Here is a 26,865-nt window from a genome sequence, read left to right on the forward strand (position 1 = left end):
ACCGGGCGAGCGGGACGACGGCCGGCGGTTACCGTGGCCGGCGTGGCGCGGGTGACGGTGGTGGGCGCCGGGCTCGGCGGGCTGGCCGCCGCCGCGCGGCTGGCCGCCCTGGGTCACGCGGTGACCGTGCTGGAGCAGTCCGACCAGGTCGGCGGCAAGCTCGGGCTGCTCTCCGTCGACGGGCACGTGTTCGACACGGGGCCGAGCCTGGTGACGCTGCCGTCGGTCTACCGCGACCTCTTCGCCGCCACCGGCGGGCCTCTGGAGGACGCGCTCGACCTCGTCCGGCTCGACCCGGCGGTGGCCTACCGGTTCGCCGACGGCACGCGGCTCGCCTTCCCCGGCGAGCCGGCGGCCGTACCCGCAGCCCTCGACGCCGCCCTGGGTGCCGGCGCGGGAATCCAGTGGTCGGCGCTGATGGACCGGGCCGCGCGGATGTGGCGGATCAGCGAGGGCCCGTTCCTGCGCGCGCCGCTGGCCGGTGCCGCCACGCTCGCCCGGCTGGCCCGCCGGCCGTCCGACGTCGCCACCGTGGCGCCGTGGGAGTCGTTGCGCGGGCTGGGCGAGCGGTACCTGCGCGACCCGCGGCTGCGCACCCTGCTCGACCGCTACGCCACCTACTCCGGATCGGACCCGCGCCGGGCCCCGGCGGTGCTCGCCACGGTCGCGCACGCCGAGCAGGCCCACGGCTCCTGGTACGTCCGCGGCGGCCTGCACCGGCTCGCGATCGCGGTCGCCGAGCGGGCCACCGGGCGCGGCGCCGTGCTGCGCACCGGCTGCGCGGTGCGCCGGGTCGTCGTGGCCGGTGGCCGGGCCGCGGGCGTCGAGCTGGCCGGCGGCGAGGTGGTCCCGGCCGACGTCGTGGTGTCCGACCTGGACGCCGCCACGCTGTACGCCGACCTGCTCCCGCGGGCGCTCACCGCGGCACCGCGCCGGGCGCTGGCCCGCGCCACGCCGTCGCTGTCCGGGTTCGTGCTGCTCCTGGGGCTGCGCCGCCGGACCCCCGGGCTCGCGCACCACACGGTGCTCTTCCCGGCGGACTACGACGCCGAGTTCGACGCCGTCTTCGGCACCGGGCGGCACGCAGGGCGCCCGGCACCGGTGGCCGACCCGACCGTCTACGTCAGCGCGCCGGACGACCCGGCGCTGCGCCCCGACGACGACAGCGAGTCCTGGTTCGTGCTGGTCAACGCCCCGCGGCACGAGCCCGGGCGGGGCGTGGACTGGACCACCCCCGGACTCGCGGACCGCTACGCCGACACGGTCCTGCGGGTCATGGCCGAGCGGGGGCTCGACGTCCGGGACCGGGTGCGCGTCCGCGTCGTCCGCACCCCCGCCGACCTCGAGCGCGACACCGGCAGCGTCGGCGGCTCGATCTACGGCACGTCCAGCAACGGCGCCCGGGCGGCGTTCCTCCGCCCGGCCAACGCCTCCCCCGTCCCCGGCCTGTTCCTGGTCGGCGGCTCGGCGCACCCCGGCGGCGGGCTCCCGCTGGTCACGCTGTCCGCCGAGATCGTGGCCGGGCTCGTCGGCCCGGCCTGACCGTGCGTCCTGTGCCAGGCTGGGGAAGGTGCGCACCGACCCGCCGTCCTGCGGCGCCGAGCTGCTGCAGCTGAGCGCCTTCCTCGACTACCAGCGCGAGACGGTGCTGCGGAAGTGCGAGGGGCTCACCGGCGAGCAGCTCGCCCAGCCGCTACCGCCGTCCTCGCTGACCCTGGGCGGGCTGCTCAACCACCTGGCGCTGGTGGAGGACTCCTGGTTCTCGCAGCGGTTCGCCGGCCGCCCGGCGGACCCGCTGTGGGTGGGCGTCGACCGGGACGCCGACCCCGACGTCGAGTTCCGCACGGCACCCGACGTCCCGGCCGACGAGCTGCGGCGCCGCTACGAGCAGGCGTGCGCCCGCAGCCGCGAGGTCGTGCGCAGCGCCGAGCGGCTCGACCAGCGGTCCGCCCGCCCGCGCCGCGACGGCCAGCACGTCGACCTGCGCTGGGTCCTGCTGCACATGATCGAGGAGACCGCGCGGCACGCCGGCCACGCCGACCTGCTGCGCGAGGCCGTCGACGGGACCGTGGGCGAGTGAGCGCCCGCGCTCAGCCCCGCGCGGCCCCGTACCCGAGCAGCGCGGCCAGGCCCAGGGCGCTGCGCGGCTGGTAGGCGGCCCGCCAGAGACCGCCGTGCGCCGCCTCGTGCGCCTCGTCCTGCCACGGGTGCTCGTGCGCCGGACCACCCCCGGTGTGCAGGTCGTGCACCAGCAGTGCGGCCATGAGCACGTTGGACGTCGCCGGCTCGAAGATCTCGACGCCGAACCGGTGCGCGCCGGCGTAGGCCGCGGCGAGCGCACGGTTCTTCACCACGGAGCGGGTCCGGGTGGGCGGGGCGACGTTCATCGAGACCGTGCTCCCGGCAGCCCGCGCCGTCGTCGCCCGCCAGCGCTGCAGCCGCTTGGCCAGCGCGTAGTTCGGGCCCTGCTGGGCGACCAGGCTGTCGGCGATGCCCGGATCGGTGCCCGGGACGTACGCCCGCTGCAGCAGCCGGCCGCCGGACACGGTGCGCAGCGGCCGGCCCAGCAGCTTGGCGGCCCGCGAGCGGTCGGCGTAGGCGCGCACCGACTGGGCGACGGCGTCCGCGGGGACGGCGAAGACGTCGGTGGGCGTGGCCAGGAAGCCCAGCGCCGTCTCCGGCCGGGCCGCGGTCAACCGCACGGTGAGCGCGTCGACGGCCGTCGAGACGCGGACGTTCGTGGCGCCGTCGGCGTAGACGTAGTTGCCGAGCACCGGCCGCCCCGGGAGGTCCGCGGCCCAGTCGGCGACCGCCGGCACCTCGGTGATCAGGTCGGCACCCGCGCGGGCGGCGTCGGGGCCGGCGGTCGGATCCTCCACCGGCACCAGCAGCGTCCCGGCGCTGCCGCGGGCGGTGTCCAGCACCCGCTCCCACAGCGGGGCGCGCGGCAGGTCGACGCCGGCGACCCGGGCGCCCCACCGCAGCAGCGCGGTGAGCGGGCCCATCTCGGCACCGGCACCCAGCACGACGACCGTGGTGTCGGGCAGCGCGAGCCACTCCGGGTGGGCCGCGACGGTCCGGACCGCCTCGGCGCAGGATGGCTCGACCACCCCGGCGGCCACCCAGTCGTCCAGCCGGCGCAGCAGCGCGTCGCCGCGCAGCCGCCCGCCGTGGATGGGCAGCGACAGCTCCCGCTCGGGCTCGGCGGTCCCCTGCACCTCGACGGCGTGCAGGGCGCGGCCGGCGGGCGCGGCGAGCAGCGCGTCGAGGCCGCTCTCCCCGTCCGGGCCGGCCACCCGCATGCGCCGGTGCAGCGAGTCCAGGCCGGCCGCCGCGATGGACCGGGCGGCCGCCCCTGAGGGCAACCCGGCCTCCACGGTGCGCCGGAAGTGGGTCAGGTAGCCCCCGCGCCAGTTGGTCTCCCGCTCGGCGGCCAGGGCCCCGGCGACGTCGGCCGGGCGGAGCGCGTCGGCGATCACCGCCCGGCCCAGCGCCGCGGTGCTCCGCCGGCCGTCCGGTCCCGCCGGGAACACGACGCCCCGCTCGTCCTCGCTCATCGCTGCCTCTCCCCTTCTCCAGCCGCCGGCGGCGCCCCGGCCTCGAGCCACCGCAGCAGGGTGCGGACGCCGAAGCCCGTCCCGCCCTTGACCGTCTCACCGTGGTCGGAGCCCGCGCGCGCCGGCCCCGCCACGTCCAGGTGCGCCCACGGCAGGCCGCCGGCGAACGGCTGCAGGAACAGCGCCGCCGTCGTGCCGCCCGGGTTGCCCGGCTGGTTGTTCGCGTCGGCGACCGCGCTGTCCAGCAGGTCGCGGTACTCCTCGGCCAGCGGCAGCCGCCACAGGGGCTCCCCCGCCGCGGTCGCCGCGGTGGTGAGCGCCCCGGCGAGGCCGTCCGTGGTGGCGTACAGCCCACCGGTCCGCCCACCGAGCGCCTGCTTCACCGCACCGGTCAGCGTGGCGACGTCGACGAGCACCGTGGCGCCGAGCGCGAGGCGGGCGTGGGCCAGCCCGTCGGCCAGGACCAGCCGGCCCTCGGCGTCGGTGCTGCGCACCTCGGTCGTGCGCCCGCCCACGTGCCGGACGACGTCGGCGGGGCGGTACGCCGAGCCGGAGACCGCGTTCTCCGCCGCCGGGACGACGGCGGTGACGGCGACGGGCAGCGCCAGCCGGGCCGCGGCGTCGACGGCGGCGAGGACGGCGGCGCCCCCGGCCATGTCGGTCGCCATGTGCCGCATGCCGGCGTTGGTCTTGATCGAGATGCCGCCGGTGTCGAAGGTGATGCCCTTGCCGACGAGCACCGGGTGCTCCGGGCCCGCGGAGGGCGGGCGGTAGGCGGCGACGACGACGCACGGCGGCGCGGCCGAGCCGCCGCCCACGGCGAGCACCCCGCCGAAGCCGCCGGCCCGGAGCTCGTCGGGCCCCAGCACGCTGACGGTGACGTGCGGCAGGCCGCCGAGCCGGGCGCACGCCCGGGCGGCCAGCCAGGCGGGGTGCTTGACGTTCGGCGGCGTGTTGACCAGGTCGCGCGCCCAGCCGACCGACCCCGCGGCCACCTCGCCGGCCCGCGCGGCGGCGGCGACCCGGTCCTCGCCCGCGGCCGCGGCGACCACGGTCACCGCGCTCAGCCGCCGCGGCGGGCGGGCCGAGGAGTCGCGGAAGCGGTAGCCGGCCAGCAGGGCGGCCTCGACCGCGGCGCGGACCTCCTCGGCGCCGGCCGGGGTGGTGCCCCCGTCGAGCGGGAGGACCAGCCGGGCGGCACCGTGCTCGGCCAGCGTCTGCGCGCGGCGGACGGCGGTCGCGACGTACCGGCGCAGGTCGGGCAGGGTGCCGGCCCCCGCCCCGACGGCCAGCACGCTGCGCGGCCGCCGCCCGGCGATCGGCACGTTCGTGATGGTCCCGGCGCCGCCGGTGTTCCCGGTGTCGGCGAGGGCGCCGGCGAGGAGCTCGGGGCTGACCACGGGATCGGCCCCCGACAGCCAGGCCGGCAGCGCGCCGCCCGCGCCGACCGGGACGGCGAGCAGGTCGTCGGTGCCGAGGACCGGGAGCGCGGCGACGACCTCGATGCGCGGGAACGGCGCGGCCCCGGTCACCGGCTGATCGCCGGCGGCCGGGGCCGTGTCGTCCTGCGCTGCGCTGCCCGGGGGCAGGTCGGCGGAGGTGGTCAGCTGGTCGCGCCCTTGAGCGCCTCCGACAGCGCCGCCGCCTCGTCGGGCGACAGCTCGACGACGAGGCGACCGCCTCCCTCGAGCGGCACGCGCATGACCAGGCCGCGGCCCTCCTTGGTCACCTCGAGGGGACCTTCACCCGTGCGCGGCTTCATGGCCGCCATGCGTGCCTCCTTCGCCGGCCACACCGCTCCCCGCCGGGGCGGGGGGTGGGGTGGCGTCCGTCGCTGCTGGAACTCCGGGAGCAATGATCCCGTATGCAGCGCCGTCGTCCAACACGAGGTCCCTTCAGGGTGATGCGCGGAAGCAGTCGGCGACGTGGTCGTCGACCATCCCGGTGGCCTGCATGAGCGCGTAGGCGGTCGTCGGGCCGACGAAGACGAAGCCGCGGCGCTTGAGCTCCTTGGCCATCGCCACCGACTCCGGGCTGGTGGCGGGCACGTCGTCCAGGGTCGCCGGCCGGGTGCGCGGCCCGGTCGGCGCGAAGGACCACAGCAGCGCGGAGAGCCCCTCGGGCTGCTGCTGGGCGGTGCGCGCGTTGCGGATGGCCGCGGCGACCTTCGCCCGGTTGCGCACGATGCCGGCGTCGCCCATCAGGCGGGCCTCGTCCTCGGCGTCGAACTCCGCCACCGCGTCGATCGAGAAGCCGGCGAAGGCGGCGCGGAACGCGGGCCGCTTGCGCAGGATGGTGATCCAGGCCAGCCCGGACTGGAACGCCTCGAGGCAGAGCCGCTCGAACAGGGCGTCGTCGCCGTGCAGCGGCGTCCCCCACTCCTCGTCGTGGTACGCGACGTACTCGGGGGCCGACCCCGCCCAGGCGCAGCGCTGCACGGGAGGCACCGTAGCGCCGCCCGCCGACAGGTCAGGCCCTCACGCCGGCCGGGCGGCCACCGCGGCGAACCGGCGCAGCGAGCGGCGTACGCCCCACTGCACGAACGGCCGGACGGCGTACCAGCCCGGCGTCAGGAGCACCCCGAACCAGCCCCACGGCAGGTAGAAGCGCTCGGTCCAGACGAAGGTGGCGTGCTCGCCGCGGGGCTCGATCTCGAAGATGCCCGGGCCGCGGATCACCCGCCCGGTGTGCTGCACCTCGACCCGCCGCGGCGGGTCCCACTTCGTGATCACCATGGTGTCCAGCAGCCCCAGGTGCCGGCCGCCGGGCAGCGGCAGCCCGGTGCGCGCGATCAGCCGCCCGCCCACGCCCTGCGCCGGGCCGCCCACGGTCTCGACGTCCGTGGCGACCATCCACTCGCCCTGCCCCACCCAGTCGGTGAGCACCTCCCAGACCCGCTCGGGCGACGCGTCCACGTCGATCCGCTCGACCAGCTCAGGCATGCGGGTCCTCCTCGTCCTCGGCCGCGGGTGCGGTCCGCCCGCTCTTCCCGTCGTCGGCGGGCGACGGATGCAGCCGCCGGGTGAGCGCGGCGATCTCGGTGTCGCGTTCGTCCAGCGTCCGGGCGAGCTGCTCGAGCAGCCAGTCCACCTCGGTCATGCGGTAGCCGCGCAGCGCGACCGACATCCGCAGCCCGCGGACGTCGTCGCCGGTGACCGGCCGCGCCACCGGCAGCTCGACCGGCGAGCGGTCGAGGTCGGCCGGCGGCTGGGTCTCGCCCCGGCCCAGGAGCAGCGCCGCACCGAGGAACAGCAGGGCGCCGACGACCACCACGCCGACGACGAAGAGGACGACGTCGAGCACGTCAGGCGTCGGAGGGGCCGACCGGCGCCCGCATGCCACCGCCGTTGTCGCCCTGGGCGCGGCCGGCCTCCGCCGCCTGGATCGCGGCGACCACGTCGGCGACGTCGTCGGTCACGGTGAGCAGGTCGAGGTCGCCGGGGCTGATCGTGCCGGTGGCGGCCATGGTGTCGCGGATCCAGGTCAGCAGCCCGGACCAGTAGTCGCGGCCGAAGAGGATGACCGGGAAGCGGGTGACCTTGCGGGTCTGCACCAGGGTGAGCGCCTCGAACAGCTCGTCCAGGGTGCCGAAGCCGCCGGGCAGGATCACGAAGGCCTGCGCGTACTTCACGAACATCGTCTTGCGGACGAAGAAGTAGCGGAAGGTGATGCCGACGTCGACCCACTCGTTGAGCTCCTGCTCGAACGGCAGCTCGATGCCCAGGCCGACCGAGAGCCCGCCCGCCTCGCACGCGCCCCGGTTCGCGGCCTCCATCGCGCCCGGCCCGCCGCCGGTCATGACCGCGTACCCGGCCTGCGCGAGTGCGGCGCCGATGGCGACGCCGGCCGCGTAGTGCGGGTGGTCGGCCGGCGTGCGCGCGCTGCCGAAGACGCTCACGGCGCGCGGCAGCTCGGACAGCAGGCCGAAGCCCTCGACGAACTCGCTCTGGATGCGCAGCACCCGCCACGGGTCGGTGTGGACCCAGTCCGTGGGGCCGCGGCGGTCCAGCAGCCGCTGGTCGGTCGTCGTGCCCACCGTGCGCGGGTCGGGCTCGCCGCCACGCAGCATCACCGGGCCCTGGTGCCGGGCGCGCCGGCGCCGCTCGGGCGCCGGCTGCGCCTGCGGGGCCTGCGGGTCCTGCTGCTGGGTCATGCGGAGCTCCCCGAGAGGTAGGCGACCAGCGCGTCCTCGGCCGGCTGCAGCCGGTCGAGCAGGACGTGCTCCTCGCGCGTGTGGGCGAGCTGCGGGTCGCCCGGGCCGTAGTTGACCGCCGGGATGCCGAAGGCGGCGAACCGCGCCACGTCGGTCCAGCCGAACTTCGCGCGGGCCGGCCGCCCCACCGCGGCGACGAACGCAGCCGCCGCCGGCTCGCCCAGCCCCGGCAGCGCTCCACCGGAGTGGTCGACGACCTCGATCTCCGCCCCGGCGGCGACGGCGTCGGCGAACACCTCGCGCACGTGCGCCTCGGCGGCGTCCTCGTCCCGGTCGGGTGCGTAGCGGAAGTTGACCAGCAGCGCGGCCTCGTCGGGGATCACGTTGCCGGCGACCCCACCGGAGATGCCGACGGCGTTGAGCCCCTCGCGGTAGGTGCAGCCGTCGATGGTCACCTCGCGCGCCTCGTAGGACGCGAGGGTGGCCAGCGGCCCGGCCAGCCCGTGGACCGCGTTCTTCCCGAGCCAGCTCCGCGCGCTGTGCGCCCGGTGGCCCGGCGTCGTCAGCCGCACCCGCAGGGTGCCCTGGCAGCCGGCCTCGATCTCGCCGTCGGTCGGCTCGAGGAGGATCGCGAGGTCGCCGTACAGCCAGCCGCGGCGCTCGCGGGCCACGCGGCCGAGCCCGTTCTTGACCGCCTCGACCTCCTCGTTGTCGTAGAAGGCGAAGGTCAGGTCGTGCGCGGGCTCGGCACCGGGGACGCCGAAGCGCCCGGCCAGCCGGAGCATCACCGCGTCGCCGGACTTCATGTCGCTGGTGCCGCAGCCGTACAGCCGGTCGCCCTCGATGCGGCTGGGGACGTTGTCGGCGATCGGCACGGTGTCCAGGTGCCCGGCGAGCACCACCCGCGTCGGCCGGCCGAGGTTGGTGCGGGCCAGGACGTTGTTCCCGATGCGCTCCACCTCCAGCCCACCCAGGCCGCGGAGCGCCGCCTCGACGAGGTCGGTGAGCGCCTGCTCGTCCCCCGACACGGACGGGACGTCGACCAGCGCGCGAGTCAGCGTGAGGACGTCGGCGGAGAGGTCCAGCGGAGGGAGGTCGCTCACGCGTCCGAGCCTAGGGGGCGCCCCGCGCCCCCGGCTCGGTAGCGTCGTACCCGTGACCGCCGCGCCCGTCTCCGCATCCGCCGCCGGCCTCGCCACCGTGACCCACGCGGGCACGGTGCTGGACACCTGGTTCCCGGAACCACGGCTCGGCGCCCCCGACGGGGCGCAGGCCGGCACCACCCGGCTCGGGGCGCTGGAGCTCGCCGGCGAGCTGGGCCCGGACTACGGCGGCCTGGTGCGCACCGACGAGGCGCGCGGGGTCGAGGTCATCGCCGTCCGCACCGTCATCCCCGACCTGTCGGCGCCGCCGGTGGACACCTACGACGTCTGGCTGCGGCTGCACCTGCTCTCCCACCGCCTGACCAAGCCGAACCAGGCGGACATGACCGGCGTCTTCGGCCTGCTCACCAACGTGGCGTGGACCAGCGCCGGGCCGGTCGAGGCGGCCACGTTCAACGCCCACCGGCTGCGCGCCGCCGTCGGGCACGTGACCGTGTTCGGCGTCGACAAGTTCCCCCGGATGGTCGACTACGTGATCCCCTCGGGCGTCCGCATCGCCGACGCCGACCGGGTGCGGCTGGGCGCGCACCTGGCCGAGGGGACGACGGTCATGCACGAGGGCTTCGTGAACTTCAACGCCGGCACGCTGGGCCCCTCGATGGTCGAGGGACGGATCAGCCAGGGCGTCGTCGTCGGTGCGGACAGCGACATCGGCGGTGGCGCGTCCATCCAGGGCACCCTGTCCGGCGGCGGCAAGGAGGTCATCTCCATCGGCACCGGCTGCCTGCTGGGCGCCAACGCCGGCATCGGCATCTCGCTCGGCGACGACTGCATCGTCGAGGCCGGCTGCTACGTCACCGGCGGCTCGCTGGTCACGCTTCCCGACGGCTCGGTGGTCAAGGCCCGCGAGCTCTCCGGCAGCAGCGGCCTGCTGTACCGCCGCAACAGCGTCAGCGGCGCGCTCGAGGCCGTCGACCGGAAGGGCCGGGCCTGGGGCGCGCTCAACGCGGAGCTGCACAAGAACTGAGCCTGCGGCCGCCGTCACCCCCGCGCGTCCAGGGAACGGTCAGGGAGCCCACCTACGCTCGACTCGATGCCCTCCACCTCGACGACGGCCCGGGTCACCGCGCTCCGGGCCGCTGCGCCGGCCCGCCGTCGCCCTGCCCGCCGAGGACCGGGGAAGCGCGGTCCGGCGCGCTCGAAGCGGGGCGGCTCGGACAACTGGTGGCCGCTGGTGATCGTCGCAGCGCTGGTCGTGGTGGGCGTCGCCTGGGCGCGGGCGGCGGACGACGTCCCGCCGGCCGTCACGTGCACCGTCGAGGGGCCGATCGGGACGGGGAACGTGCAGCTCTCGCCGGACCAGGCGCAGCACGCGGCGACGATCGCGCGCGTGGGCCGGGAGCGCGGCCTGCCGGACCGGGCGATCGTCATCGCGCTGGCGACCGCGATGCAGGAGTCCACGCTGCGCAACCTCGACCACGGCGACCGCGACTCGCTGGGCCTCTTCCAGCAGCGCCCGTCGCAGGGTTGGGGAACCCCGGAGCAGGTGCAGGACCCGGTCTACGCGGCCGGCATCTTCTACGACCGCCTGGTGCAGGTGCCGGGTTGGGACACCGGCCGGCTCACCGAGGTCGCCCAGGCCGTGCAGCGCTCGGGCTTCCCCGAGGCCTACCAGAAGCACGAGCCCCTGGCCCAGGAGCTGACCGCCGCGCTGAGCGCGGACGCCCTCGGCTGCGCCTGACCACGGTCGTGCACACTGCGGCGATGGCCGCTGAGGAGCGACTGGTCCTGGTCCACGGGGCGACCAGCGGGCCCTGGGTGTTCGACCATTGGCCCGGCGCGTTCCCCGGCTACGACGTCCACGCTCCGGACCTGCAGGCGGGACTCGACGTCGCACGGGCCCGGATGACCGACTACGTCGACCGGGTGCTCGGCGCAGCCGCAGACCGCCCCTCGGTCGTCTGCGGTTGGAGCATGGGGGGCCTCGTGGCGCTGATGGCCGCGCAGCGGTCCCCGTTGGCGGCTCTGGTCGTCCTGGAGCCGAGCCTCCCCCTGGAGCTCTCCGGAGGAGATCCGCTCCGGGAACTCCGCTCGGGCACCTACGACGCGCAGTCGGCGTACGGCCCGCTGCCCCCCGGTACGAGGAGCCGCCCCGAATCCCTGCGCGCCCTGGACGAGCGGAAGCGGGGCATCTCGGTCCCCTCGGTCGACTGCCCCGTGCTCGTGGTGACGGGCGGCACCGGTCGGTCGGCGGGACGGTTGGTGGCCGGGCACTACGACGCCGACCTCCTGGAGTTTCCGGACCTGGGGCACTCCGAGCTGGTCTCGGATCCGCTCGTCCTGGCAGGCATCGCCTCGTGGCTCACCGGAGCCGGACCCCGGCGGTAGCGTCAGCGCTCCCCGATCGGCCGTCCGACGGTCAGCGGGTCGCGCAGCTCCGGGTCCAGCGCCCGGTAGGCGGCGTCCGGTTCGGTGCCGGTGGCGTCCAGCACCGAGCTGAAGAAGCACCGCGCCGCGGCGGCGAGCACGACGTCGAGGACCTCGTCGTCACCGACGCCGAGGTCCCGCAGCTCCGCGAGGTCCTGCTCGGTCAGCGCCGCGGCACCGGCGGCGACCTTCGCCGCCAGCCGGACGACGGCGGCGTCGACCGGCGCCAGGTCGCCCTCCTGCCCGGCGGCGATCGCCCGCACCTCCGGCTCGCCGTCGAACTGCTCGACCAGGACCCGGCCGTGGGCCAGCGAGCAGTAGCTCGAGCGCAGCTGCCGGGCGGCGGCCAGGGTGGCCAGCTCGTACCGCCGAGGGTCCATCGAGGCCTTGATCGAGGCGTTCAGCCCCCTCCACGCGTCGTGGACGGCGGGGCGGCGGGCGAGCAGCCGCGTGTAGTTGGCGACGTAGCCGAGCGTCGCCCGGTCGCGGGCGAACGCCTCGGCGGCCTCCGCCGACCACGACTCCTCGGCACCGGCGATCCAGCTCATGCCGGGACGGTAGGACCGGCCCGGGACGCCGCGGAAGGCGGAGCGGCGCGGTAGGCGAGCACCGCGGCGCTACGCCCCCACGTAGGCCGCCAGGTGCTCGCCGGTCACGGTCGACCGCGCCGCGACTAAGTCGGCCGGCGTGCCCTCGAAGACGACCCGGCCGCCGTCGCGGCCGGCTCCCGGGCCCAGGTCGACGATCCAGTCGGCGTGCGCCATGACCGCCTGGTGGTGCTCGATCACCAGCACCGACCGCCCGGAGTCGACCAGCCGGTCGAGCAGGCCCAGCAGGTTCTCGACGTCGGCCAGGTGCAGGCCCGTCGTCGGCTCGTCCAGGACGTAGATGCTGCCCTTCTCCGCCATCTGGGTGGCCAGCTTGAGCCGCTGCCGCTCGCCCCCGGACAGGGTCGTCAGCGGCTGCCCCAGGCTCAGGTAGCCCAGCCCGACGTCGGTGAGCCGGTCGAGGACGGCGTGCGCGGCCGGCACCTTGCCCTCGCCGCTGCCGAAGAACTGCTCGGCCTCGGCGACCGACATGGCGAGCACCTCGGCGATGTTCCGGCCACCGAGTGTGTACTCCAGCACCGCGGCCTGGAACCGCCTGCCCTCGCACTCCTCGCACGGCGACTCGACGGTCGCCATGACGCCGAGGTCGGTGAAGATCACCCCCGCGCCGTTGCACGTCGGGCAGGCGCCCTCGGAGTTGGAGCTGAACAGCGCCGGCTTCACGCCGTTGGCCTTGGCGAATGCCTTGCGGATGGGCTCCAGCAGGCCGGTGTAGGTCGCCGGGTTGCTGCGCCGCGAGCCGCGGATGGCCGACTGGTCCACCACCACGACGCCCTCGCGGTCGGCGACCGACCCGGTGACCAGCGAGCTCTTGCCGGAACCGGCCACGCCGGTCAGGACGCACAGCACCCCGAGCGGGAGGTCGACGTCGACGCCCTGCAGGTTGTGCGTGGACGCCCCGCGCACCTCCAGCGCCCCGGTGGGTGTCCTCACCGAGTCCTTGACCCGCGCCCGGTAGTCCAGGTGCCGGCCGGTCACGGTGTCGCTGGCCCGCAGCCCGTCGACGGTGCCCTCGAAGCAGATGACCCCACCGGCGGCCCCGGCTCCGGGGCCGAGGTCGACGACGTGGTCGGCGATGGCGATCGACTCGGGCTTGTGCTCCACCACGAGCACCGTGTTGCCCTTGTCCCGCAGCTGCAGCAGCAACTGGTTCATGCGCTCGATGTCGTGCGGGTGCAGCCCGATCGTCGGCTCGTCGAAGACGTAGGTGACGTCGGTGAGCGAGGAGCCCAGGTGCCGGATCATCTTGGTCCGCTGGGCCTCGCCGCCGGACAGCGTGCCCGCCGGCCGGTCGAGCGAGAGGTAGCCCAGCCCGATCCCGGTGAACGAGTCGAGCAGGTGCTGCAGGCCACCGAGCAGCGGGGCGACCGACGGCTCGTCGAGCTCGCGCACCCACTCCGCCAGGTCGCTGATCTGCATCTCGCACAGGTCGGCGATGTTCTTCCCCCGGATGCGCGACGACCGGGCCTCGGGCGTGAGCCGCGTGCCCTCGCACTCCGGGCAGGCCTGGAACGTGATCACCCGCTCGACGAAGCGGCGGACGTGCGGCTGCAGCGAGTCGACGTCCTTGGACAGCATCGACTTCTGCACCTTGGGGATGACCCCCTCGTGGGTCAGGTTGATGCCCTCGACCTTGATCTTCGTCGGCGCGGCGTAGAGGAGGGTGTCCAGCTCCTTCTTCGTGTACTTCCCGATCGGCTTGTCCAGATCGAGGCCCGCGCCCTGGAAGAGCCGGCCGTACCAGCCCTCCATGCTGTAGCCGGGCACCGTCAGCGCGCCCTCGTTGAGCGACTTGGACTCGTCGTACAGCGCGGTGAGGTCGAAGTCGGAGACCGACCCCATGCCCTCGCACCGCGGGCACATCCCGCCCAGGTAGACCGCGTCCTTGACCACGGCCTTCTCGACCCGGCCGCCGGCCTTCTCCGTGCTCATGACCCCGCTGGCCCTGCGCGTCGGGACGTTGAAGGAGAACGCCGTGGGCGGACCGACGTGCGGCGTCCCGAGCCGGCTGAACAGGATGCGCAGCATCGCGTGGGCGTCGGTCGCGGTGCCCACCGTGGAGCGCGGGTTGGCGCCCATCCGCTCCTGGTCGACGATGATCGCCGTCGTCAGCCCCTCGAGGAGGTCGACCTCCGGCCGGGCCAGCGAGGGCATGAAGCCCTGCAGGAACGCGCTGTAGGTCTCGTTGATCAGCCGCTGCGACTCCGCGGCGATCGTGCCGAACACCAGCGAGCTCTTGCCGGAGCCGGAGACGCCGGTGAAGACGGTGAGCCGCCGTTTCGGCAGCTCGACGCTCACGTCCTTGAGGTTGTTCTGCCGGGCGCCGAGCACCCGGATCACGTCGTGGCTGTCGGCGGTGTGCCCGGTCGTGGGCTCGGTCTGCGCGCTCATGCTGCGGGGGCCTCCATGCGTCCGGGCGGTCGCCGTGCGGTGACCGCCCGTGTCTACCAGCGCTGTCCGACGGAGAAGACCGGTCGGCGACCGGGTTCTCAGCTGCGCTGCTGGATCCGGACCGTGTTGCCCGCCGGGTCGCGGAAGGCGCAGTCCCGGACGCCGTAGGGCTGGTCGGTCGGTTCCTGCATGACCTCGGCGCCGCTGGCGGCCATCCGGTCGAAGACCTCCTGCAGGTCCCCGGCGGCCAGCACCAGGGAGGCGTAGGTCCCCTTGGCCATCATCTCGGCGATGGTCCGCCGCTCGGCGTCGGTGATGCCCGGGTCGGCCGCGGGCGGGTGCAGGACCAGCGTCGTCGCCGTCTCGTCGGCCGGGCCGAGGGTCAGCCAGCGCATGCCGTCGTAGCCGACGTCGTTGCGCAGCACGAGGCCGAGCGAGTCGCGGTAGAAGGCCAGCGAGGCGTCCGGGTCGTCGTGCGGCAGGAAGGCGTGGTGGATGGTGACGTCCATGGCCAGCACGCTAGGGACGGCCGGCGGGCTCGCGCTTCTCGATTCCTGACCGATGGCGGGCCCGGACCGGCCGGGTCACCTGCTTCACGACGCACGAGGGCAGGTCCGCGGTGCCCGCGGCGGCCGCCCGCCGGTAGGCGCCCGGCGGCATGCCGACCAGCTCGGTGAACCGGGTCGTGAACGTGCCCAGCGACGAGCACCCGACGGCGAAGCAGACCTCCGTCGCGGTCAGGTCCCCCCGGCGCAGCAGGGCCATGGCCCGCTCGATCCGCCGGGTCATCAGGTAGGCGTAGGGCGACTCGCCGTAGGCCGCCCGGAACGCGCGGCTGAGGTGGCCGGCCGACATCGCCGCGCCGCGGGCGAGGGCCTCGACGTCCAGCGGCTGCTCGTACTCGCGGTCGATGCGGTCCTTGACCCGCCGGAGGCGGGCGAGGTCGCGCAGCCGCTGCTCCGCGGGTGCTCCGCTGCTCACGCCCGGGATGCTGCCACGCCCGCAAACCCCCGGGGCCGGTTCCCTCCCCCGCGCGGGGGAGGAACCCTCAACCGCGGCGCGGGGCACGCCGACAGCGTCGTCATGACGATCGCACCCTCCACCCCTCCGCCCGCGGCTGCCGCGGGTCCCGACGTCGCCGCGGTCGCCGACGTCACCGCCCTCCTGCCGAACCGCGACGCGCTCCTGGTCCGGCTCGCCGAGCGATTGGTCACCGTTCCGCACGACCCCGCCGCGCTGGTGGTCGTCGGCCTGCTCCGCCGCGACGACGGCTGGCCCACGCCGGCCTCGACGCTGGCCGCGGTGACCACGCTCCTGGCCCGCTCGCTGCGCGGCGACGACTGGCTCGGTGCGTCCGGGGCCGCCGAGTTCGCCATCGTGCTCACGGGGTCCGGCGACGCCGCCGCGGTCGCCGCCGAGCGGCTGACCACCGCCGTGGCCGGGCTCGGCATCCCGGGCCTGTCCGCGGCCGCGGGCATCGCCCCGCTGCGCGCCGACCTGACCGCGCACGAGGTGTTCCGGCGCGCCACCTTGAGCCTCACGGCCGCCCGGAACGCCGGTCCGCTGGCGGTGGTGCGCCACCGCGAGCCGGTCTGAGGTCCCTCAGGCGCCGAGGCGCTGCACCGCCGCGTCGATCCGCTCGTCGGTGGCGGTGAGCGCCATGCGGACGTGCCGCCCCCCCGACGGGCCGTAGAACGCCCCGGGTGCTGCCACGACGCCGAGGCCGGCCAGCCAGTCGATGGTCGCCCAGCAGTCCTCGTCCCGGGTCACCCACAGGTAGAGCCCGGCCGCGGAGTGGTCGATCCGCAGCCCGGCACCGCGCACCGCCGCGGCCAGCCGGTCCCGGCGGGCCCGGTAGCGCTCGCGCTGCGCGTCGACGTGCGCGTCGTCGCCCAGCGCGGCGGTCATCGCGGCCTGCACGGGTGCGGGGACCAGCAGCCCCAGGTGCCGGCGCACCTCCCAGACCCGGCGCACCAGCGCCGGGTCACCGGAGAGCAGGCCCCCGCGGTAGCCGGCGGCGCTGGACTGCTTGGACAGCGAGTGGACGGCGAGCAGGCCGGTGTGGTCGTCGCCGGCGACCGCGGGGTGCAGCAGCGACCGCGGTTCGGCGTCCCAGCCCAGCGTCACGTAGCACTCGTCGGCCACGACGGGCACGCCGTGGGTGCGGCCCCACTCCACCCAGGCCCGCAGCTCGGCGTCGTCCAGGACCCGGCCGTGCGGGTTGCCGGGCGAGTTCAGCCAGACCAGGACGACGCCGTCGGCGTCCTCCGGCGGCACGTCGGTGCGCCGGACGCCCAGCCCCGCGACGACCGCGCCCACCTCGTAGGTGGGGTAGGCGACCGACGGGATCAGCACCGTGCCGCCGCCGGTGAGCCCGAGCAGGGTCGGCAGCAGCGCGACCAGCTCCTTGGAGCCGACCGTGGGGATCACCGAGGGGGCGGCGCCCAGCGGGTCGGCGAGCGTCACGCCCAGCCGGCGCTCCAGCCAGCCGGCCGCCGCGGTGCGCAGCGCCGCGGTGCCCAGCGCCGCGGGGTAGCCCGGCGCGTTGCCCGCCGCGGCCAGCGCCTTCCCGAGCAGCGCGGGGGTGTCGTCGACCGGGGTGCCGATCGAGAGGTCGACGACGCCGCCCGGGTGCTCAGCGGCCCGGTGCCGGGCCGGTTCCAGCGCGTCCCACGGGAAGTCCGGGAGGACGCGCGGTGCGCCGGGGAGCTGGCCGGTCAGTGCCCCTCGCCCTGGGGCGGGAGGGCCGCGACCAGCGGGTGGTCCTTGTTGATCTTTCCGGTCTTGGCGGCGCCGCCCGGGCTGCCCAGGTCGGAGAAGAACTCCACGTTGGCGTTGTAGAAGTCCTTCCACTTGTCCGGGACGTCGTCCTCGTAGTAGATGGCCTCGACCGGGCAGACCGGCTCGCACGCACCGCAGTCGACGCACTCGTCGGGGTGGATGTAGAGCATCCGGTCGCCCTCGTAGATGCAGTCCACCGGGCACTCGTCGATGCACGCCTTGTCGAGCACGTCGACGCAGGCCTGTGTGATGACGTAGGTCACGGTGGTTCCTCCTGGAGGACGGTGCGGGCAGCGACCGCTGGGGCGGCCGATCGGCTTGATTAGTATCACCCTCCCGCGCGCGGACGGCTGGGAAGGGTGCCCTTCCCTGCGCCCTCACCCCGTCGGGGGAGGGTCGAGGATGGACGCCGTGGTCGACGTCCGCGGCCTCGAGGAGATCGCCGCCCGCACCTGGCGGGGGCTCGAGGAGGAGCGGTACGGGGACTGGCTGCTGCGCGCCGGCGCCGGCTTCAGCCAGCGGGCCAACTCCGTGCTCGTCGTCGGCGAGGCACCCGGGCCCCTCGCGGACGCCGTCGGCAGCGTCGCCCGGTGGTACGCCGACCGGGGCCTGCCCGCACGGGCGCAGCTGCCCGGCCCGCCCGGTCCGGCCGACGCCGCCTTCGCCGCTGCCGGGTGGACCCGCGGGGAGGACGTCCTGGTGCTGACCGCACCGCTCGCGCCCTGGCCCGCGCCGCCGGTCGAGGTGCAGCTCTCCCCCGCGCCGGACGACGCCTGGCTGACCGGCTACCGCTACCGGGGCGCACCCCTGCCGCCGGCGGCGCGGGCGGTGCTCACCGCCGCCGACCGCCCGCTGTTCGCCTCGGTCCGGCCCGAGCCGGCGCCCGCGACGCCGGCAGCGGTCGCCCGCGGGGTGGTGGCCGACGGCTGGCTGGTGATCACCGCGGTGACCGTCGTCGTGGGGGCCCGGCGTCGCGGGCTGGCCCGAGCGGTCATGGCCGCGCTCGCCGCCGCCGGGCGCGACCGCGGCGCCCGCTCCTGCCTGCTGCAGGTCAGCGAGGACAACGGGCCGGCCCTGGCGCTCTACGCGCGGCTGGGCTTCACCGAGCACCACCGCTACCACTACCGGACCGCACCGGGCTGACCGGCGGCGTACCGAGCAGCCGGCCCGCCGCGAAGGCCGCCGCGACCACGCCGGCGCCGAGGAACGCCACCCCGACCGCACCGGTCGCCCCGGTGCCGACCAGCACCAGGTCGCCCTCCGGACGGCGCACCATGGCCGCCAGCGCGACGACCAGCCAGACCACGGCGGGCAGCACCGCGACCGCCCGCGATCCGGACAGCCGGTGCGCCAGCCGGACCAGCGCGACGTTGCCGCCGACGGCGGCCAGCACCGACAGCGGCAGGGGCACCCCGCCGACCCGCAGCGGGAGCCAGAACACCTCGACCACCGCCAGCCAGCCCGAGACCGCGACCGCCAGCACCGCCCAGCCCGTGACGGCGGCGACGCGGGCGATCACCTGGCCAGGCCGGCGAAGAGGTCGTCCTCCCAGCCGTGCGGCCCGGACCCCGTGCCGCGCTCCCCCCGCACCAGCCGGTAGTGCTCGACGGCGGCCAGCTCCAGCCCGATGTTGTTCGAGAGCGCGAAGAACGGGCCGTCGACCAGGATCTGGGTGGGGTGCGCGCGCATGGCGGCGTCCTTGTGCAGGGCGAACGCCCCGCCGTCCACCTCGGTGGTGACGACCTCGTCCGGGACGGCGAAGGGCAGGTCGTCCGCGCTCGCGGCGCCCTCGAAGAAGGTGTCGTCGCCGGCGGCGGCCATGGCGTCGATGCCCTGCTGCACCACCGAGCGGGGCATGGCGTTCCAGTAGACCTTGGCGACCTCCCACGCCGGGCCCAAGTCGGGCCGGTAGCCGGGGTCGGCGGCGGCGTCGACGGCGCGCATGGCGACGCGGTGGGCCTGGATGTGGTCGGGGTGGCCGTAGCCGCCGTTCTCGTCGTAGGTCACCAGCACCTGCGGTCGGACCTCACGGACCACGGCCACGGCGTGCGCCGTCGCCTCGTCGAGATCGGCGTTCCAGAAGGCGCGGGGGTGCTCGTTGGCCGGCGTCCCCATCATCCCGGAGTCGCGGTACCGGCCGGCGCCGCCGAGGAAGCGGGAGTCGGTGACGCCCAGGGCGGCCATCGCGCCCTGCAGCTCGCCGATCCGGTAGCCGCCGAGCTGGTCGGCCTGGTCGGCGGCCAGCTGGGCCAGCTCGGGGACGAGGATCTCGCCCTCCTCCCCCAGCGTGCAGGTGAGCAGGGTGACCGCGGCCCCCTCCGCGACGTAGCGGGCCATGGTGGCGCCGTTGTTGATCGTCTCGTCGTCGGGGTGGGCGTGCACCAGCAGGAGGCGGCGGTCAGCGGTCACGGGAGGTCATTCTCCCCGAGGCCCGCGTGAGGCAGGCGGGCGCGTCCTCCCTCACCGCAGCGCGTCCTCCCCCACCGTGCACCGTGCGGGAGGACGCGCGCTGGGACCAGGTCACCTGATTCCAGCGGGGGCTACTCGGCGTCGAGGGGGACGACGGCGCGGGCCTCGGCGAAGTGGCACGCCGACGGGTGGCCCTGGCCGCGGTCGACCAGCTCCGGGGCCTCGGTGGCGCAGATGTCCTGCGCCTTCCAGCAGCGGGTGCGGAACCGGCAGCCCGAGGGCGGGTCGGCCGGGCTGGGCACGTCGCCCTGCAGCAGGATGCGGTCCTTCTGGCCACGCAGGTGCGGCTCGTGCAGCGGGACCGAGGACAGCAGCGCCTGGGTGTAGGGGTGCGACGGCGTCGCGTACACCTGCTCGTCGGTGCCCTCCTCGACGATGGACCCGAGGTACATCACCGACACGCGGTCGGAGATGTGCCGGACGACGGAGAGGTCGTGGGCGATGAAGAGGTAGGACAGGCCGAACTCGTCCTGCAGGTCCTCGAGCAGGTTGACCACCTGCGCCTGCACCGAGACGTCGAGCGCGGAGACCGGCTCGTCGCAGACGATGACCTCGGGCCGCAGCGCCAGGGCCCGGGCGATGCCGATGCGCTGCCGCTGGCCGCCGGAGAACTGGTGCGGGTAGCGGTTGACGTAGTCGGGGTTCAGGCCGACCCGGTCGAGCAGCTCCTGGGTGCGCTTGAGCCGGTCCTTGCGGGGCGCGATGTCGGAGTGCACCGCCCAGCCCTCGGCCACGATGTCGCCGACGGTCATCCGCGGGTTCAGCGAGGAGTACGGGTCCTGGAAGATGATCTGGACCTCGCGGCGGTACTCCTTGAGCGCGCGGCCGGACATCCTGGCGACGTCCTCGCCCTTGTAGAGGATCGAGCCGCCGGTCGGCTTCTCCAGCGCGACCAGCAGCTTCGACACCGTCGACTTGCCGCAGCCGGACTCGCCGACCAGGCCGACGGTCTCCCCGCGGCGCAGCGTCATGTTCACGCCGTCGACGGCGCGGACGTGGCCGATCGTGCGCTTGAAGAGGATCCCCTGCGTCAGCGGGAAGTGCTTCTGCAGGCCGCGGATCTCCAGCAGCGTCTCCCCCAGCGGACCCCGCGTGGAGGACGGCGCCGAGGAGACGGCGGTGGCCCCGGTGGACCCGGACGGAGTCGTCGGCTCAGGCACCGAGGACCTCCTCGCTGTAGTGGCACGCCGCCTCGCGGCCGGGGGCGACCAGGCGCAGCGGCGGGACGTCGGCGGCGCAGTCGCGGCCCGGTGCCGCCTCGGCGCCGAGCTTGCGGTGCGCGCACCGCGGGTGGAAGGGGCAGCCGCTGGGGATCGCGGCGAGGTTCGGCGGCTGGCCGACGATCGGCTGCAGCCGGCCGCCCTTGGCCTCGACCTGCGGGACGGAGGCCATGAGCCCGTCGGTGTAGGGGTGCGCGGCGTCGGTGAAGACGTCGTCGACGGTCCCCCGCTCGACGATCCGGCCGGCGTACATGACGGCGACGTCGTCGGCGACCTCGTTGACCACGCCGAGGTCGTGGGTGATGAGGATCAGCCCCATCCCCGTCTCCCGCTGCAGGTCCTTGAGCAGGTCCATGACCTGGGCCTGCACGGTGACGTCGAGCGCGGTCGTGGGCTCGTCGGCGATGAGGATCCGCGGGTCCAGGGCGATCGCCATGGCGATCATGACGCGCTGCCGCATGCCGCCGGAGAACTGGTGCGGGTAGTCGTCCACCCGCTTGGCCGCGGCCGGGATGCGCACCCGGTCCATCAGCTCGACGGCCTTCTGCTTGGCCTCCTTGCGGGAGGCCCCCTGGTGCACGCGGAACATCTCGCCGATCTGCCACCCGACGCTGTAGACGGGGTTCAGCGACGACAGCGCGTCCTGGAAGATCATCGAGATGCCGGGGCCGCGGATCTGCCGCTGGTCCTCGTCGGACATGGTCAGCATGTCCCGGCCCTCGAACCGGATGGCGCCGGTGACGACCGCGGGCGGAGTGTCGAGGATGCCCATGATCGCCTGGGCGGAGACGGACTTGCCCGACCCCGACTCCCCGAGGATGGCCAGGGTCTGCCCCTCGGCCAGCGAGTAGCTCACGCCGTTGACGGCGTTGACCACGCCGGAGCGCTGCCGGAACTCGACGTGCAGGTCGTCGACCTCCAGCAACGTCGCACCGGTGCTCACCGGGCGCGGGGCGGGGTCGATCTGGGACTGGGTCATGCGCGCTGCCTCGGGTCGAGGGCGTCGCGCAGGGCGTCGCCCATCAGGATGAACGCCATCACGGTCAGCGTCAGCACGATGCTCGGGAAGAGCACCAGGTGCGGCGCCGTGCGGATCAGGTCCTGGCCGGCCGCGATCTGCAGCCCCCAGGAGATCGCGGGGCGCTGGAGACCGACGCCGAGGTAGGTCAGCGTCGCCTCGGCCGCGATGAGCACGCCGATGGTGATGGTCGTGTAGACCAGCACCGGCGCGACGGCGTTGGGAAGGATGTGCCGGATCAGGATACGGCTGTTCGACGCACCCATGGCGCGAGCGGCGGCGACGTAGTCCGAGCTCTTGACCGCGATGACCTGCGAGCGGACCAGCCGCATCGCGGTCATCCAGCCGAACAGCGCCAGCGCGAGCGCCACCGCCCCCGGCCCCCGGGTGTTGAGGATCGGGATGTCGGTCGAGGGGCCCACCCGCAGCAGCACCAGCGCGCCGAGGATCAGCGGCAGCGCGTAGAAGATGTCGGCGATGCGGGACAGGACGCCGTCGGTCAAGCCGCCGAAGTAGCCGGCGATGGCCCCGACGACGACGCCGAGCAGCAGCACCACGACCACGGCGAACAGGCCGATGATCAGCGAGTTGCGGGCGCCGTAGACGACGTTGGCCATGTAGTCGCAGCCCTGCTGGTCGAAGCCGAACCAGTGCTCCGCCGACGGCAGGGCCTTGGAGTTGGCCAGGTCGCAGGCGCGCGGGTCGGCCCCGCGCACGAACATCTGCGGGAAGAGGGCGACGACCACGAGCAGCGTCGTCAGCACCAGGCCTATCCAGAAGAGCGGGTTGCGCTTGAGCGCGGCCCACGCGTCGGACCACAGGCTGTTCTGCCGTGGGTTGGTGACGTCGACCGACGGGCTGGCGAGCCCGGTGGTCGTCCCCGCCTCGACCTCGTCGTGGCGCAGGTCCATCTGCTGCTGGTCAGTCATAGCGGATCCTCGGGTCCAGGACGGCGTAGAGGACGTCGACCACCAGGTTGAAGAAGATGAAGAAGAAGACCATCAGCGTCACGATGCCGACGACGACGGCGCCCTCCTGCGAGCTGATGGAGTCGAACACCTCGCGGCCGATGCCGGGCAGGTTGAAGACGGTCTCGGTGACGATCGCGCCGCCCAGCAGCGCCCCGATGTCGGCCCCGATGAAGGTGACGACCGGGATGAGGCTGTTGCGCAGCGTGTGCCGGACGATCACGCGGCTCTTGGGCAGGCCCTTGGCCCGCGCCGTCCGCACGTAGTCCGCGCGCATGTTCTCGGCGATGCTCGTCCGGGTCAGCCGGGCCACGTAGGCCAGCGAGCCCGACGCGAGCACCAGGCCGGGCAGCACGTAGCTGTACCAGCCCTCGCGGGTGCCGGCGATCGGGAACCAGCCGAGCTTGAGGCCGAACAGCAGCTGGGCGATGAAGGCCAGCACCAGGATCGGGATCGAGACGATGATCGTCGTCGACACCAGCACCAGGTTGTCGAAGTAGCTGTTGCGGCGGATGCCGGCCATGACGCCGGCGATGATGCCGATGATCGCCTCGAAGACGACGGCGACGATGGTCAGCCGGATCGTCACCGGCAGCGTGCGCTCGATGGTGTCCAGGACCGGCCGACCGCGGAAGTCGGTGCCCAGGTCACCGCTGAGCAGCCCCTTGAGGTACTCCCAGTACTGGATGTACAGCGGGTCGTTGAGGTTGAAGCGCTCGCGGAGCACCTCCACCACGGCCGGCGACAGCGGTCGGTCCCCGCCCAGGGCGCGGATGGGGTCGCCGGGCAGGGCGAACACCATCGCGAAGATCAGGAAGGACGCGCCCAGCAGCACCGGGATGGTGAGCAGCAGGCGGCGCGCTACGTAGCGGCCCATGGTCCCCCTCGGGTACGAGCCCGCGCAGGTCGCGGCGGGCCGGTGTCCATCGTGCTCTTACTGCCGCACACGCGCCGCCGGGGGCGACCGTCCTGAGTGGACGGGCGCCCCCGGCGGGTGGTGCGGGTCCTGCTAGGCCGAGGTCAGTTGACCGTGACCTCGGCGACGACGACGCGCTGGAACAGGTCCAGGCGGACGTTGCTCACGTTGTCGGTGTGCACCGACTGGATCTCCGTGAAGAACAGCGGCGCCATCGGCATGGCCTCGGCGATGATGTCCTCGGCCTGGTTGTAGAACTCGATGGCCTCGGCCTCGTCGGCGGCCTGGTCACCCTCGACGATCAGGCTGGAGACCTCCGGGTCGGCGTAGAAGCTGTAGTTCGAGCCCAGCGGCGGCTGCGACTGCTCGGTGAACAGCGGGGTCAGGTAGCTCTCCGCGGCCGGGTAGTCGAAGCTCCAGCCGTAGCGGAACGGGCCGGTCCAGCCCTTGCTCTCACCGAGCGGCAGGTACTGCGCGAAGTCCAGGTCGCCGCGGAGCTGGAAGTCCACGCCCAGGTTCTGGCGCAGCTGGTTGCCCACGGCCTCCATCCACGCGTCGTGCGAGGCGCCGGCGTTGAACCACAGGTCCACCGGCTGGCTGGTGTCGAAGCCGGCCTCGGTCAGCAGCTGCTCGGCGGCCTCCGGGTCGTACGTGCAGAACTCGCAGGCGCCCTCGCGGTAGCCGTCCACGACCGGCGCGACGAACGCGTCGGCCGGCGTGCGGGTGCCGGCGAAGATGGCCTCCGAGATGGCCTCCCGGTCGATGGCCATCGAGATCGCCTGGCGGACCCGCGGGTCCGAGAAGCGCGGGTCGTAGGTCGGGAACCCGAGGTAGGTGATCTGCGAGGACTCGGTCTCGATGAAGTTCTCGCCGAACTCGCTCTCGGCGGACTCGATCACGTCGGCCGGGATGACGTCGATGATGTCGACGTTGCCGTCCTGGGCGTCGGTGTAGGCGGTCGCGACGTCGGCGTACACGATGTACTCGACGGCGTCGGCCTGGGCGACGTCGTCGCCGGCGTAGTCCTCGTACTTGGTGAGGGTGATGCCCTCACCGGGGACCCACTCCTCCTCGGCCTGGAAGGGGCCGTTGCCGATCGGCTGCGCGCCGAAGGCCTCGGGGTCCTCGAAGAAGGCGTCGGGCAGCGGGTAGAACGAGTTGTAGCCCACGACGGCCGGGAAGAGCGCGAAGGGCGTCTCGAGCGCGACCGTGAAGGTCAGGTCGTCCTCGACGGCGAGGCCGGAGAGCTCGGTCGCGGCGCCGTCCTGGACCTCGGCGAAGCCCGCGATGCGCGAGAGGTACGAGCCGCCGTCCTGCGCGTTCTGCGGGTTGGCGGTGTAGTTCCACGCATCGACGAACGACGCGGCGTCGACCGGGGTGCCGTCGTGGAAGGTCCACCCGTCCTTCAGGGTGATCGTCCAGTTCTGGTTGTCCTCGGACTCGATGGACTCGGCGACGCCGGTGTACTCGACCTCGCCCTCCTCGCTGAACTTCACCAGGCCGGTCCACAGCGAGTTGACGACCTGGTCGCCCTCGCTCTCGGTGGTGTTGCCGGGGACCAGCGGGTTCTCCGGCTCGGTGACGAACAGGCTGAAGGTGCCACCGCCGTCGCCGCTGCCGCCGCCGGTGCCGCTGTCGTCGCCGCCACCGCAGGCGGACAGCAGCATCGCGCCGGCCAGGCCGGATGCGACGAGCGCGGAACTGCGCTTGTTGAGCTTCACGTAGAGGCCTCTCTCGTCCCGCGAGCGCGGGGTCTCGGACTGGTCGGCCAGTGCCCGGCGGTGCCTGCAGCCCTGGCGATCGTGGTCGGACACGCACGTGTACGGGGAGCGAACCCCGCGTGCACGGGGAGCAACGCTAGGCAGCCGCCCGCAGGCTGTGCCACCGCCGTGGCCCATTTGTGACCTACCGACACGGTCTCACAGCGGTCGCCGCAACCGTTGCAGGGGTGCTGGCCTGCGGCAGGACGCGCTGCGGTCCCCCGGGCCCGGATCCGGACGGCTTGCGGCGCACGGGGCGCGTGGTGCGACGAGGTGCCGAGGTGTCGCTCCAGGGGGGCCGGGGTAGGTCGTGTGCGATCCAAACGAGAGAGAGGACGTGCGATGAGCGGCGAGGACAAGACCAACAACAAGCTCGAGGAGCTCGGCGGCAAGGCCAAGGAGGCGCTCGGCAACGCGACCGACGACAAGGACCTCCAGGCCGCGGGCCAGAAGGACCAGACGAAGAGCAACCTGAAGCAGGCCGGCGAGAAGGTCAAGGACGCCTTCAAGTAACGGTCGGCACCAGCGACGGCGGAGGCCGCACCCCACCCGGGGTGCGGCCTCCGCCGCTGTTCCCTGCTTTTCCGCGAAGAAGCAGGGATCCTCTCCGCGGAAGAGCTCGAGGCACCATCAGCCGACCGGCATGGTCCGGAGTGCTGCAGCGATCCGGCTCACGACGCCGTCCATGTGCCGCAGGTCTGCCGCCGACAGGCGGATGACCCGCCAGCCGGCGGCCACCAGGGCTCCTAGCCGCACGTCGTCCTTGGCGATCTGCAGTCCCTCGAAGTGGTACTCCCCGTCGTACTCGACGATCAGTCGGTGGTCGGGCCACGCGAGGTCGACGCGCGCCAGCCAGGTGCCGGCGTCCACCACCTCGAACTGCGGGACGGGGGCCGGCAGACCGGCGAGTGCGCACGCGACCCGCACCCAGGACTCGGGCGGCGACTCGCTCCGCCCGTCGACGAGCGCGAACGCCCGCCTCACCCGTGTCGAGCGCCAGCTCCCGAGCGGCCGCTCCTGCATCTGCTGGAGAGAGCCGGGGTCGATCAGGCGCATCCGGACCATCGCGTCCAGCACCCCGACCGCCGTGCCGGTCGTCTCCAGCGTGCCGACGTCCCATGCCGTCCTGGCCGCCCGGGTGTACCGGAGGTCCTCGCGGTCGACCAGGACGTCGGTGTCCGCGAGAGCCGCGGTGTGCACGCGCACCCCGACCGGCCCCCTCCACTTCGTCCCCGGCGGGACGACGACCGTCACCGGATCGCCGTAGGTGGGCGGAGGCGCACCGAGCAGCGCCGCTGCCGAGCGCCCACCGACTGCGGCCGACCGGGGCATCAGCAGCGCCGCCGCACGGCAACGGAGCGCGTGGTCCCGCTCGAGCGACGGATCGGCGTACACCCCGTGCAGCACGCGGACGTAGGGACCGTTCTGCAGCTGGTGCCGCGTGAGGACCCCCTCGGACACCGCATGCGCACCGATGAAGACCCCGTGGAGCCC

General features: G+C 74.4%; 30 protein-coding genes. 8 read left to right on the forward strand and 22 right to left on the reverse strand.

The genetic code is table 11. The annotated features are described in order from the left end of the window. Window positions 1-42: 42 nt before the first annotated feature. Together ACI79H_RS00580 and ACI79H_RS00585 are read left to right on the forward strand one after the other, a co-directional pair. Complete coding sequence (locus ACI79H_RS00580) at window positions 43-1,542, forward strand: phytoene desaturase family protein (protein WP_456552424.1); 1,500 nt, start codon at window positions 43-45, stop codon at window positions 1,540-1,542. A gap of 28 nt (window positions 1,543-1,570) precedes the next feature. Continuing rightward, entirely contained in the window at window positions 1,571-2,080 is a 510-nt protein-coding gene (locus ACI79H_RS00585) for a DinB family protein (protein ID WP_456552425.1), read from the forward strand. Window positions 2,081-2,090: 10 nt separating this feature from the next. Here the strand turns inward: ACI79H_RS00585 and ACI79H_RS00590 are convergent, their stop codons facing one another. From ACI79H_RS00590 to dapE, 8 genes are all read right to left on the reverse strand, one after another. Then, the gene (locus ACI79H_RS00590; protein ID WP_456552426.1) at window positions 2,091-3,557 is read right to left on the reverse strand and encodes a hypothetical protein; all 1,467 of its coding nucleotides are present in this window, start codon (window positions 3,555-3,557) and stop codon (window positions 2,091-2,093) included. Beyond that, complete coding sequence (locus ACI79H_RS00595) at window positions 3,554-5,089, reverse strand: leucyl aminopeptidase family protein (protein ID WP_456552427.1); 1,536 nt, start codon at window positions 5,087-5,089, stop codon at window positions 3,554-3,556. Before ACI79H_RS00595 ends, ACI79H_RS00590 begins: the two co-directional genes overlap by 4 nt. A gap of 71 nt (window positions 5,090-5,160) precedes the next feature. Beyond that, the gene (locus ACI79H_RS00600) at window positions 5,161-5,328 is read right to left on the reverse strand and encodes a DUF3117 domain-containing protein (protein ID WP_012947303.1); all 168 of its coding nucleotides are present in this window, start codon (window positions 5,326-5,328) and stop codon (window positions 5,161-5,163) included. Between the two features lie 124 nt (window positions 5,329-5,452). Then, window positions 5,453-5,995, reverse strand: coding sequence for a DNA-3-methyladenine glycosylase I (locus tag ACI79H_RS00605; protein ID WP_456552428.1), 543 nt, complete (start codon window positions 5,993-5,995; stop codon window positions 5,453-5,455). A 39-nt stretch (window positions 5,996-6,034) separates the two neighbouring features. Next, window positions 6,035-6,499 (reverse strand): SRPBCC family protein, encoded by a 465-nt coding sequence (locus ACI79H_RS00610; RefSeq protein WP_456552429.1) that lies wholly within the window; start codon window positions 6,497-6,499, stop codon window positions 6,035-6,037. Continuing rightward, a complete protein-coding gene (locus ACI79H_RS00615) occupies window positions 6,492-6,860 on the reverse strand; it encodes a DivIVA domain-containing protein (protein WP_456552430.1) in 369 nt (122 codons plus the stop codon). The genes ACI79H_RS00610 and ACI79H_RS00615 overlap by 8 nt, the downstream gene beginning before the upstream one ends. A 1-nt stretch (window position 6,861) precedes the next feature. After that, window positions 6,862-7,710: an LOG family protein gene (locus ACI79H_RS00620; RefSeq protein ID WP_456552431.1), complete on the reverse strand. Its 849-nt coding sequence runs from the start codon at window positions 7,708-7,710 to the stop codon at window positions 6,862-6,864. After that, a complete protein-coding gene (gene dapE, locus ACI79H_RS00625) occupies window positions 7,707-8,813 on the reverse strand; it encodes a succinyl-diaminopimelate desuccinylase (RefSeq protein ID WP_456552432.1) in 1,107 nt (368 codons plus the stop codon). The genes ACI79H_RS00620 and dapE overlap by 4 nt, the downstream gene beginning before the upstream one ends. Before the next feature lie 52 nt (window positions 8,814-8,865). On the opposite strand from dapE, the gene dapD reads away from it, so the two are divergent. From dapD to ACI79H_RS00640, 3 genes are all read left to right on the forward strand, one after another. Continuing rightward, window positions 8,866-9,840 (forward strand): 2,3,4,5-tetrahydropyridine-2,6-dicarboxylate N-succinyltransferase, encoded by a 975-nt coding sequence (gene dapD, locus ACI79H_RS00630; protein WP_456552433.1) that lies wholly within the window; start codon window positions 8,866-8,868, stop codon window positions 9,838-9,840. A 66-nt stretch (window positions 9,841-9,906) separates the two neighbouring features. After that, a complete protein-coding gene (locus ACI79H_RS00635) occupies window positions 9,907-10,554 on the forward strand; it encodes a hypothetical protein (RefSeq protein WP_456552434.1) in 648 nt (215 codons plus the stop codon). A gap of 23 nt (window positions 10,555-10,577) precedes the next feature. After that, window positions 10,578-11,201, forward strand: a complete 624-nt coding sequence (locus ACI79H_RS00640) for an alpha/beta fold hydrolase (RefSeq protein WP_456552435.1) — start codon at window positions 10,578-10,580, stop codon at window positions 11,199-11,201. 2 nt (window positions 11,202-11,203) lie between these two features. Here ACI79H_RS00640 and ACI79H_RS00645 read toward each other — a convergent pair whose 3' ends face one another. The 4 genes from ACI79H_RS00645 to ACI79H_RS00660 all read right to left on the reverse strand — a co-directional run bounded on the left by ACI79H_RS00645 (window position 11,204) and on the right by ACI79H_RS00660 (window position 15,220). Further along, a complete protein-coding gene (locus ACI79H_RS00645; RefSeq protein WP_456552436.1) occupies window positions 11,204-11,788 on the reverse strand; it encodes a carboxymuconolactone decarboxylase family protein in 585 nt (194 codons plus the stop codon). 69 nt (window positions 11,789-11,857) lie between these two features. Further along, a complete protein-coding gene (locus ACI79H_RS00650; protein WP_456552437.1) occupies window positions 11,858-14,239 on the reverse strand; it encodes an ATP-binding cassette domain-containing protein in 2,382 nt (793 codons plus the stop codon). A 98-nt stretch (window positions 14,240-14,337) separates the two neighbouring features. Further along, window positions 14,338-14,748, reverse strand: a complete 411-nt coding sequence (locus ACI79H_RS00655) for a VOC family protein (protein ID WP_456552438.1) — start codon at window positions 14,746-14,748, stop codon at window positions 14,338-14,340. Between the two features lie 10 nt (window positions 14,749-14,758). Further along, complete coding sequence (locus ACI79H_RS00660; RefSeq protein WP_456552439.1) at window positions 14,759-15,220, reverse strand: helix-turn-helix transcriptional regulator; 462 nt, start codon at window positions 15,218-15,220, stop codon at window positions 14,759-14,761. Between the two features lie 102 nt (window positions 15,221-15,322). Here ACI79H_RS00660 and ACI79H_RS00665 point away from each other — a divergent pair, with 102 nt between their 5' ends. Next, complete coding sequence (locus tag ACI79H_RS00665) at window positions 15,323-15,835, forward strand: hypothetical protein (RefSeq protein ID WP_456552440.1); 513 nt, start codon at window positions 15,323-15,325, stop codon at window positions 15,833-15,835. 6 nt (window positions 15,836-15,841) lie between these two features. On the opposite strand, the gene dapC is transcribed toward ACI79H_RS00665, so the two are convergent. Both dapC and fdxA read right to left on the reverse strand, forming a co-directional pair. Then, window positions 15,842-16,960 carry a succinyldiaminopimelate transaminase gene (gene dapC, locus ACI79H_RS00670; protein WP_456553099.1) on the reverse strand — a complete coding sequence of 373 codons (1,119 nt, stop codon included), beginning with the start codon at window positions 16,958-16,960 and terminating at the stop codon, window positions 15,842-15,844. Beyond that, window positions 16,957-17,283: a ferredoxin gene (fdxA, locus tag ACI79H_RS00675; RefSeq protein ID WP_091764542.1), complete on the reverse strand. Its 327-nt coding sequence runs from the start codon at window positions 17,281-17,283 to the stop codon at window positions 16,957-16,959. Before fdxA ends, dapC begins: the two co-directional genes overlap by 4 nt. Before the next feature lie 139 nt (window positions 17,284-17,422). On the opposite strand from fdxA, the gene ACI79H_RS00680 reads away from it, so the two are divergent. After that, the gene (locus tag ACI79H_RS00680) at window positions 17,423-18,163 is read left to right on the forward strand and encodes a GNAT family N-acetyltransferase (protein WP_456552441.1); all 741 of its coding nucleotides are present in this window, start codon (window positions 17,423-17,425) and stop codon (window positions 18,161-18,163) included. Here the strand turns inward: ACI79H_RS00680 and ACI79H_RS00685 are convergent. From ACI79H_RS00685 to ACI79H_RS00715, 7 genes are all read right to left on the reverse strand, one after another. Further along, window positions 18,120-18,539, reverse strand: coding sequence for a hypothetical protein (locus ACI79H_RS00685; protein ID WP_456552442.1), 420 nt, complete (start codon window positions 18,537-18,539; stop codon window positions 18,120-18,122). The genes ACI79H_RS00680 and ACI79H_RS00685 overlap by 44 nt on opposite strands. After that, window positions 18,536-19,429, reverse strand: a complete 894-nt coding sequence (gene mshB / locus ACI79H_RS00690) for an N-acetyl-1-D-myo-inositol-2-amino-2-deoxy-alpha-D-glucopyranoside deacetylase (RefSeq protein ID WP_456552443.1) — start codon at window positions 19,427-19,429, stop codon at window positions 18,536-18,538. Before mshB ends, ACI79H_RS00685 begins: the two co-directional genes overlap by 4 nt. A gap of 131 nt (window positions 19,430-19,560) precedes the next feature. After that, a complete protein-coding gene (locus ACI79H_RS00695; RefSeq protein ID WP_456552444.1) occupies window positions 19,561-20,649 on the reverse strand; it encodes an ABC transporter ATP-binding protein in 1,089 nt (362 codons plus the stop codon). Continuing rightward, the gene (locus ACI79H_RS00700) at window positions 20,642-21,688 is read right to left on the reverse strand and encodes an ABC transporter ATP-binding protein (protein ID WP_456552445.1); all 1,047 of its coding nucleotides are present in this window, start codon (window positions 21,686-21,688) and stop codon (window positions 20,642-20,644) included. The genes ACI79H_RS00695 and ACI79H_RS00700 overlap by 8 nt, the downstream gene beginning before the upstream one ends. After that, window positions 21,685-22,656, reverse strand: coding sequence for an ABC transporter permease (locus ACI79H_RS00705; RefSeq protein WP_456552446.1), 972 nt, complete (start codon window positions 22,654-22,656; stop codon window positions 21,685-21,687). Before ACI79H_RS00705 ends, ACI79H_RS00700 begins: the two co-directional genes overlap by 4 nt. Further along, the gene (locus ACI79H_RS00710; RefSeq protein WP_456552447.1) at window positions 22,649-23,572 is read right to left on the reverse strand and encodes an ABC transporter permease; all 924 of its coding nucleotides are present in this window, start codon (window positions 23,570-23,572) and stop codon (window positions 22,649-22,651) included. Before ACI79H_RS00710 ends, ACI79H_RS00705 begins: the two co-directional genes overlap by 8 nt. A 143-nt stretch (window positions 23,573-23,715) precedes the next feature. Further along, complete coding sequence (locus ACI79H_RS00715; RefSeq protein ID WP_456552448.1) at window positions 23,716-25,425, reverse strand: peptide ABC transporter substrate-binding protein; 1,710 nt, start codon at window positions 25,423-25,425, stop codon at window positions 23,716-23,718. A gap of 288 nt (window positions 25,426-25,713) precedes the next feature. On the opposite strand from ACI79H_RS00715, the gene ACI79H_RS00720 reads away from it, so the two are divergent. Further along, window positions 25,714-25,884, forward strand: coding sequence for a CsbD family protein (locus ACI79H_RS00720; protein WP_456552449.1), 171 nt, complete (start codon window positions 25,714-25,716; stop codon window positions 25,882-25,884). Between the two features lie 117 nt (window positions 25,885-26,001). Here ACI79H_RS00720 and ACI79H_RS00725 read toward each other — a convergent pair whose 3' ends face one another. Further along, on the reverse strand, window positions 26,002-26,832 hold the full coding sequence (locus ACI79H_RS00725; RefSeq protein WP_456552450.1) for a DUF559 domain-containing protein: 831 nt from the start codon (window positions 26,830-26,832) through the stop codon (window positions 26,002-26,004). Window positions 26,833-26,865: the final 33 nt, after the last annotated feature.

This window comes from Blastococcus sp. SYSU D01042 (genome assembly GCF_054050515.1).

Bases quoted from the DNA above. Each gene is read 5' to 3' on its own strand.
- ACI79H_RS00720 (WP_456552449.1), top strand. From the start codon at position 25,714: ATGAGCGGCGAGGACAAGACCAACAACAAGCTCGAGGAGCTCGGCGGC.
- ACI79H_RS00620 (WP_456552431.1), bottom strand. From the start codon at position 7,710: ATGACCCAGCAGCAGGACCCGCAGGCCCCGCAGGCGCAGCCGGCGCCC.
- ACI79H_RS00700 (WP_456552445.1), bottom strand. From the start codon at position 21,688: ATGACCCAGTCCCAGATCGACCCCGCCCCGCGCCCGGTGAGCACCGGT.
- ACI79H_RS00610 (WP_456552429.1), bottom strand. From the start codon at position 6,499: ATGCCTGAGCTGGTCGAGCGGATCGACGTGGACGCGTCGCCCGAGCGG.
- ACI79H_RS00680 (WP_456552441.1), top strand. From the start codon at position 17,423: ATGGACGCCGTGGTCGACGTCCGCGGCCTCGAGGAGATCGCCGCCCGC.
- ACI79H_RS00635 (WP_456552434.1), top strand. From the start codon at position 9,907: ATGCCCTCCACCTCGACGACGGCCCGGGTCACCGCGCTCCGGGCCGCT.
- ACI79H_RS00590 (WP_456552426.1), bottom strand. From the start codon at position 3,557: ATGAGCGAGGACGAGCGGGGCGTCGTGTTCCCGGCGGGACCGGACGGC.
- ACI79H_RS00600 (WP_012947303.1), bottom strand. From the start codon at position 5,328: ATGGCGGCCATGAAGCCGCGCACGGGTGAAGGTCCCCTCGAGGTGACC.
- ACI79H_RS00655 (WP_456552438.1), bottom strand. From the start codon at position 14,748: ATGGACGTCACCATCCACCACGCCTTCCTGCCGCACGACGACCCGGAC.
- ACI79H_RS00705 (WP_456552446.1), bottom strand. From the start codon at position 22,656: ATGACTGACCAGCAGCAGATGGACCTGCGCCACGACGAGGTCGAGGCG.
- ACI79H_RS00710 (WP_456552447.1), bottom strand. From the start codon at position 23,572: ATGGGCCGCTACGTAGCGCGCCGCCTGCTGCTCACCATCCCGGTGCTG.
- ACI79H_RS00665 (WP_456552440.1), top strand. From the start codon at position 15,323: ATGACGATCGCACCCTCCACCCCTCCGCCCGCGGCTGCCGCGGGTCCC.
- ACI79H_RS00640 (WP_456552435.1), top strand. From the start codon at position 10,578: ATGGCCGCTGAGGAGCGACTGGTCCTGGTCCACGGGGCGACCAGCGGG.
- ACI79H_RS00645 (WP_456552436.1), bottom strand. From the start codon at position 11,788: ATGAGCTGGATCGCCGGTGCCGAGGAGTCGTGGTCGGCGGAGGCCGCC.
- ACI79H_RS00650 (WP_456552437.1), bottom strand. From the start codon at position 14,239: ATGAGCGCGCAGACCGAGCCCACGACCGGGCACACCGCCGACAGCCAC.